The sequence below is a fragment of the Sphingobacterium sp. 18053 genome (genome assembly GCF_902706145.1).
Lineage (GTDB): Bacteria > Bacteroidota > Bacteroidia > Sphingobacteriales > Sphingobacteriaceae > Sphingobacterium > Sphingobacterium paramultivorum.
On sequence record NZ_CACSJW010000022.1, the window covers coordinates 1 to 2153 of the forward strand.

A 2153-nucleotide genomic window follows, 5' to 3' on the forward strand; every position below is an offset into this window, starting at 1 on the left:
AAATAATTACACTTTAGATATTAGGCCAAGTTTCTTTTCAAAGATAATTCCAACCTTGGCTAGCAAGTTATAAATTTGCGCCTTTTGATATACTAAACCATATTCTCTTTTAATCCACTGTATCAAAAGAGGTCCGGTCCACTTTTCTGATTGATATCCATGATTCAATGGCGTTTCTTTTATTACCAGCTCTTTGATTCTTTCCAGCTGTTCTTCCGACAACCCGCTACGCCTCCCTCGTCCTTTCTTATCTTTTAATCCTTCTATACCTTCCTTTTCAAATCGGTGCACCCAATTTGTTATCTGCTTGAAACTGATACTGTGGAGTTCCGATAGCCGTCTGCTTGAATGTCCCAAGGCAACCAGATATACCAAATACAGTCTTACGCCGACAACGTAAGCATCATTTGTATTTAATAATTTTTTTATTTCTCCTGCCTCTGATCTTTGAATTTTTAAGACTGATTTTCCCACGATATTTCTTTTTGAAAACAAACAAATATATGGATAATAATGTGTAATTTATTATTATACTTTTATGTCATGATTCCACATTTTATCCTTCCTTCTAATTTACAGCTAAAAGCTCACACAATATATTCCTCTCCAGGAGAACTTTGTATTAATACATGTGCTTATCAAAAATATTCAGTTTGTCCTATTTGCAAAAAGAAGAGTATTAGGATCCACAGTAGGTATTTTAGGACTCTTTTGGATCTTCCTATTTCCGGACATATAACGAAAGTCAAGCTGCGTGCTAGAAAGTATTTCTGTGACAATATAGCCTGCCCAAGAAAGATTTTTACTGAACGCTTCCACTGTGAAATCAAGCCTTATTATAGAAGACTTATGCGCTCTAATGATCTTCTTTTTAAAATGGCACTTGAACTGGGCGGAAATAAAGGCGCATCAATAAGCGGTTATGTTGGACTACCTGTCAGCCCGTCCACTATTTTACGGGTGATCAAAAGAGTCAATATACAACCTAATTCATTAACATCTGGTGTAATTGGCGTAGATGACTGGGCTTTCAAAAAAGGAAGGACCTACGGAACCGTTATTGTTGATTTAAAAAGAAAAGAAGTTATCGACCTGCTGCCCGATCGTGAATCGGGCACCCTCGCCGAATGGCTAAAAAAGCATCCGGAAATAAAAACAGTTTCCAGGGATCGATATGGACCATATGCTTTGGGCATAAAAGCGGGCGCCCCTCAAGCCAACCAGGTTGCAGATCGCTTTCACTTACTGTTGAACCTTGGAGAAGCAACCAAAAGGATTTTTCAATCAAAAGGAAAAGAACTAAGGGAGATATTTAAGCTTTACAATGATCCCAAAAGCGAACGATCTACATCAGCTGAGACTGAGCAGCCAGCTAAAAGAGTATTAGAAATCGTAGAGCCGAACATTTCGACGGCTAATAATAGTGTCGCTAGAAAGTATCTTTTTGACAAAGTTAAAGAGCTACACGGAAACGGTATTACGCTAAGACAGATTGCCAGAATTACGAAGCTCGCGCGTGGCACTGTTAGAAGATACGTTTTAATGGACTCACTTACAAAAAGGCAATCCAGAAGTTCAACCAACCTGGACGCTTTTATTAACTTTCTCTTGATGGAAGAGAACCGAGGTAAAACATACCGCGAACTGCATGAAACAATTGTAGAGATGGGTTTCAACGGAAAATACACACAGTTCTGCCACAAGATGAACGAAGTTTATCAAATGCAGCCATTCACTAGAACCAAAACAGTAACTCCCATAGTAGCAAAAACCTGGTCACCGGCGAGGCTCTCCTTGATGCTCTATATGGAATTAGAGCAAATTAAGGGAAATGATGACAAGGAATTTTTGAAATTACTGTTTGATAAATTTCCGCAGATAAAACAATTGGAGCAGCAGGTAAAGGGTTTTAAGCGATTGTTTCAGAGCAAACAGGACGGTCTGTTAAAAAATTGGATTGATGAGGCGATAAAATCAGAATGTGGTTTGAAAAACTTTGCTAAAAACCTCATAAAGGACTATCAGGCAGTTAATAATGCTGTCATAACATCCATAAGCAATGGTCAAGTTGAAGGCCAGGTAAACCGAATAAAAAACATCAAAAGGAAAATGTATGGGAAGGCAGGCTTTGAGTTATTAAGAAAAATGGTTCT

General features: G+C 38.2%; 2 protein-coding genes. One reads left to right on the forward strand and one right to left on the reverse strand.

Annotation, left to right across the window (positions count from 1 at the left end; all coding sequences use genetic code 11):
* Window positions 1-6 precede the first annotated feature (6 nt).
* Entirely contained in the window at window positions 7-474 is a 468-nt protein-coding gene (locus GVK91_RS27065) for a helix-turn-helix domain-containing protein (RefSeq protein ID WP_159732720.1), read from the reverse strand.
* A 69-nt stretch (window positions 475-543) separates the two neighbouring features.
* On the opposite strand from GVK91_RS27065, the gene GVK91_RS27070 reads away from it, so the two are divergent.
* On the forward strand, window positions 544-2153 hold a 1610-nt coding region (locus GVK91_RS27070), incomplete at its 3' end, for an ISL3 family transposase (protein WP_159732723.1).